The 5,027-nt window shown below is 72.0% G+C and carries 2 protein-coding genes and 1 pseudogene; 1 reads left to right on the forward strand and 2 read right to left on the reverse strand.

Annotated elements, in window-relative coordinates:
* Positions 1-39: 39 nt before the first annotated feature.
* Positions 40-1,461, reverse strand: a complete 1,422-nt coding sequence (locus FNH08_RS44250; protein ID WP_152777164.1) for a M28 family metallopeptidase — start codon at positions 1,459-1,461, stop codon at positions 40-42.
* 169 nt (positions 1,462-1,630) lie between these two features.
* On the opposite strand from FNH08_RS44250, the gene FNH08_RS44255 reads away from it, so the two are divergent.
* Entirely contained in the window at positions 1,631-4,321 is a 2,691-nt protein-coding gene (locus FNH08_RS44255; RefSeq protein WP_152777165.1) for a type 1 periplasmic-binding domain-containing protein, read from the forward strand.
* A 29-nt stretch (positions 4,322-4,350) separates the two neighbouring features.
* Here the strand turns inward: FNH08_RS44255 and FNH08_RS44260 are convergent.
* Positions 4,351-5,027 (reverse strand): annotated as a pseudogene (locus tag FNH08_RS44260) (serine/threonine protein kinase); the annotation flags it as partial.

Genomic DNA, 5,027 nt, shown 5'->3' on the forward strand with positions numbered 1-5,027 from the left:
GACGGGTAGGGGCGGCGGGGGCGAAAACACACCCCTCGCTCAGGTCTGCGGCGCCGGGTACGCCACCGGGCCTCGCAACCCCGACCGGTTCACCGCCCGTACGCCGAAGAAGACGTTGTCCTTGGACAGGTCGACCTCGTACGACGTGACGTCTCCCGCCGGGATCACATGCGTCCACGAGGACGCGGTCGTCTCGCGCCAGACGATCTCGTAGCCCACGAGATCGGGCTCGGACCCCCGCACCCAGGTCAGCCGCGTCGCGTTCGTGAGCGTGGACGTGACGATCCTGGCGTCACGCGGCGTGCCGGGGGCCTGGGCCAGGGTCCACAGGGCGGCCGCGTTCACCTTGGCCACACGCGCCGTGAAGGCGAAGTCGCAGAACTCCGGAAGGTCGCCGTACCGCTTGCCGTCCTCCACCCGCACGTCCTGGTGCTGGTGGGCGAAGTCCTCGGCGGGTTCCGTGAAGCGGGCCGCGGGATAGGCGCGTTCCAGGAAGGGGATGTGGTCGCCGCCCCGGCGGTAGCGGTCACGGCGGTAGATCACGCGGACGTTCATGCCCGTCGCGTCGTTGTCCGCCACATCCCGCACGAACCGGGCCAGTTGGCGGGACGGGGAGTCGTTCTCGCCGCCCACCGACCGGCGGATCGCCGCCTCCTCCGGGGTCTCGGACGACGGCACGCCCTCCGCGAACAGACGGATCGTGTACGGGTCACGCGTCCCGTCGTCCGCCGTCGAACTGCCGACGATGTCGTTGGTGAACATGCCCTGGACGTCCGTACCGGCGGCCTTGTACTGCTGCGCCATGTACGCCGCCCCGTACAGCCCCTGCTCCTCCCCCGCCACCGCCGCGAACACGATCGTCGAGGCCGGCCGGCGTCGCGCCATCACCCGGGCCAGCTCCATGGCGACGGCCACCCCGGAGGCGTCGTCGTCCGCGCCCGGCGCGTCGGAGGTGGCGTCCATGACGTCCGACGCCCGCGAGTCGTAGTGGCCCGACACCACGTACACCCTCTCCGGTGTGACCGAGCCGCGGAGCGTGGCGACCACGTTCGTGATGCGGGTCGGCACGGGGATGCGGCTCGCCGGTTCCTGGACGTACGACTGGAGGTCCACCGTCATCCGGCCGCCGGAGGCCGCCGCGTACGACCGCATCTGAGCCGCGATCCAGTCGCGGGCCGCGCCGATGCCGCGGGCGGGGTCGTCCTGGGAGGACAGGGTGTGGCGGGTGCCGAAGGACACCAGTTCGCGGACCGTCGCCTCGATGCGGTCGGGGTCGATCTCCCGTAAGAGGGCGCGGAGTTCGCGCGTGGGCGGCTGTGCGGTCGCGGGTGGGCGCGAAGACCCCGTACCGTCCCCTGCGCCGTCAGCGGCCACGGCTGCCGCGGGAGCCGTCGCCGTCCCGGTCACCCCCGCGGCAGCCGTGGCCGTGGCCGTCAGAACCGTTCTCCTGCTGGGGCGCATATGTCCTCCGTGCCGGCTCGCGTTGAGGGTGTGTGAGGAGCCCACCCGAGATGCGTGGTGAAGCGCTTCCACCCAATGTGTTGTGGGCACAACAGCACGTAACTACCCTGCAACTCCCTTGAGCAACTCCCTTCAGCGCACCTCCTGTTGACACACGGGGAGCATTCACATGCCGTCAACTCCCAGCGCTTCTCCTCCCGATGGTTTCCCGGACGACCGGGCCAGTGACTTCGTACGCGACTTCCGCACCACCGTCGCCCCCGAGTACGGCAGCCGGGCCGGACTCGAGACCAACCCGCCGCTGTTCATCCTCCGGTTACCGGAGACGGCGTACCCGAGCGGCGTCGACCGCGTGGTCAAGGCGCTGATCGACGCCCTGCACCAGAACGGCCGGCGCGTCCCCTACGCCCATCTGCCGGCCGGCGACGACTCCGAGCTGCTCTCGGTGAGTGCCGGGGTGCAACTGCGCGGCGGCACCCCGGACCACATGACCCCCGACCGCTACCCGAACTTCCTGGTCATGCGGGACCTGGTCGCCTACGTCCGGGCGAATCCGACCGCCTGGGCGAACGAGCCCCAGGCCAAGCAGCTGCGCACCTACGCCGCCGAACAGCGCGCGAGTCGCGGCGGTGTGCTGGCGTTCACGCGGATGGAGGGACCGCAGCTCGACGGGATCGCCGGGTTCCTCGCGGGGCTGAGCTGGCTGTCGTTCGTCCAGCGGCTTCCCCGGTGGGTGTGGGCCCGCTGGACCTCCCGCAGGGTGATGCGGCGCTGGCTCGGCGCCGAACAGGTGGCCGCCGGCAGCACGAAGCTCTTCCGGGTGATGGACGAGCTGGGTGCCGTACGCAGGACGCAGCTCATGAACGAGCCCGATCACCCGGAGGCGTTGCAGGAGTTCGACTGGCTCGTGCTGCGGGCCCTCCTGGAGGACCTGAGCAGACCGGCGGTCGGGCGGTTCCTGCCCGGCCGGCGCCGGAGAACAGCCCGCCCCGTGATGATCGTGGAGGTCCCGCCACCGGGCACCCGGGGCGCCCGGGCCGCCGAGCGCTTCCTGCGCTCCCTGCACCGGGCGCACACCACCGCGCAGCCGCCCGGACCGCTCGTGGTGGCCGTGGGCCGGCCGTCCGACGACCTGCTGGGGGACCTCGGCCGCCCGGAGAACATCACCCTGCCGGAGGCGAGCCTCCAGCTCACCCGCAGGGGCGGCCCGCCGGTCCTGGTGACCTTCGGTGAGGAGGCCCTCGCGGGGCCGGGGCTGCACATCCCCCTGGTCGCCCCCAAGACGTTCCGGTTCAGCCGGCGCGTGCCCACCTCGATCGCGAGCGGCGTGACGGCCCTGGCCCTCGTCGCGGCGGGCGTGCTGTGGAAGAACTTCGTCGCGCAGGACTACACCTGCCGCGGCGGCACCGACTCCGTGGCCGAGGCCGCACCCGGCAAGCCCGTCCCCGTGGACGCGGCCGGGTGGTACAAGGCCGCCGCGGACGCGATCGACGTCCAGAACAAGCGGGCGCGGGGCTACGCCCGCCAGGGCAGGACGGTACGGACCGTCGTCGTCTACGTCTCCAAGAAGCCCGAGACCGTCGACGAGACCCGCTTCGACGGCACCATCCCGGAGCTGCGCGGCATCGCCATGTGGCAGGAGCAGCTGAACGACGACGCGGCCTCCAACACCTCCCTCGTCCCCCTGATCGTCGACGTCCAGGAGACCGGCGAGGGCTTCCGCGACGCCGAGGCCAAGGCCGAGGAACTCGTCGCGCGGGTCGGCCGGGAACGCGCGGGCGCCAACAACCCCGACAAGGTCGTGGGCGTGCTCGCGTACGCGCAGAGCCGCGAGGAGACCCGGGACGCGCTGCAGGTGCTCGGCCAGGCCCGGATCCCCACGGTCGGGACCACGGCGACGGCCGACGAGATGGTGAGCGACGAGGCGGGCTTCAGCTACTGGCCGTTCACGCCGAACAACTCGCGGGAGGCCGGGATCGAGGCGGACTTCGCCCGCCGGACGAACATCGTGGCCCGGCACGGCTCCGAGAACGAGTGCGTCCCCGCCGCGCACGCGATCGTGATCGAGAGCTCGGCCGACCTCTACAGCCGCAGCCTCGCCGCCCGCTTCACCGAGGACTTCCCCGGCACCGAGCAGGTGTTCAACTTCAACCAGGAGGGCGACTTCACACCCGCCCCGCCCGCCGGCACCGAGAGCCTGACCAGCGCGGACGTACTGGCGCGGCGGATCTGCGAGGCGCTGGAGCAGGAGCCGGAGTCGGTCGTGTACTGGTCCGCGCGGGCTAGGGACTTCACGGCGTTCGTCAACTCCATGCACCGGGAGGGGACGTGCACCACCGACGACATCACGGTCCTCGGCGGGAACGAACTGACCAACGTGGCCCAGACCGGCGTGTTCAAGGACAAGGACTGGCTGCGCCTCTACTACTCCGCGCACCGGCTGCCGTCCACCGACGACAGGGCGAGCGCCAAGACCCGCCAGTTCGTCGACGACTACGTCGAGTTCGTGGAGCGGACCACCAAGGGCCCCGATCCCTGGCGTCAGGACGGACACTCGGCGGTGTCGTACGACGCGTTCCACGTCCTGTCCCAGGCCGTGGCCGACGCGCTGCAGGCCAAGCCGGACGTGAGCCGCGAGCTGGTGCTGGCGAAGCTGCAGAACGGCGTCCGCTTCGACGGGGCCACCGGGTTCGTCGGCTACGCCGAGGACGTCCACAGCCCGCCCGTGGACAAGACCCTGGTCCTGCTCCGGCAGCTGGGCAACCAGCCTGAGGCCGTCCTCGCCTGCGGTGCCTACGCCCAGGGCACGTCGAGCGCGAAGCAGGGCCCACCCTGTTCCGCGAAGGCGGCAGGGGACTGAAGGGGACGGTGCCCGGCGGGTCGGCGGCCTCAGTCCGCCTTCGTGTACGTCAGCGACTTCCCCGAATCCGTGCTCACCCGGCGGAGGCGGCCGTCGGAGAGGAACGTGACCTCGGAGGCGGCGCCCGGGGTACAGGTCGGCGGTTCGCCGACGGTGACGGTGGAGGGGCCGATCCTCAGCGGGCCGCCTCCGCTCGGGGCCGACGCCAGCTCGGCCTCGAACACGCAGTGGTACGTACCGCCTCCGGCCGGCCCGTCCGCCGTGAGCGAGAGGACCGTGTCACCGATCTCGCCCTGCTGGATGACCAGTCGGCGGGTGCTGTGCCCGGTGGCGTTGTCGATGCTCGACTCCCAGGTGCCGAGGTACTTCGCCGGGATCGTGCCGCCGTCGGGGGACTGGGTGGTGGGGTCCCCGGTGGCCGGTGAGGGCGAGGATCCGGAGGTGTTCGGGCCCGGGGTCGTGGGCGCGCTCGTCGTCGGGGACGCCGTGTCGTCGCCGTCCTGGTCGGAGCCGTTCTTCATCAGCGCGTACACCGAACCGCCCGCCGCGAGCGCGACGACCAGCGCGACCGCGATGAGCGCCGCCGTGGAGCGGCCGTCCCTGCGCGGGGGCTCGGGCGCGCCGAGGACCACGCCCGGAGCGTAGGCCGGACCGTAGGGGGGAGTCGGCCCGAGGGGGCCCGCCGGGGGGCCGTAGCTGTCTCTTA

It is taken from the genome of Streptomyces spongiae (assembly GCF_009377185.1).
Classification (GTDB): domain Bacteria; phylum Actinomycetota; class Actinomycetes; order Streptomycetales; family Streptomycetaceae; genus Streptomyces; species Streptomyces spongiae.

What these genes read in the sequence shown, in the direction of transcription:
- FNH08_RS44250 (WP_152777164.1), bottom strand. Translation starts at nt 1,461, where the DNA reads ATGCGCCCCAGCAGGAGAACGGTTCTGACGGCCACGGCCACGGCTGCC.
- FNH08_RS44255 (WP_152777165.1), top strand. Translation starts at nt 1,631, where the DNA reads ATGCCGTCAACTCCCAGCGCTTCTCCTCCCGATGGTTTCCCGGACGAC.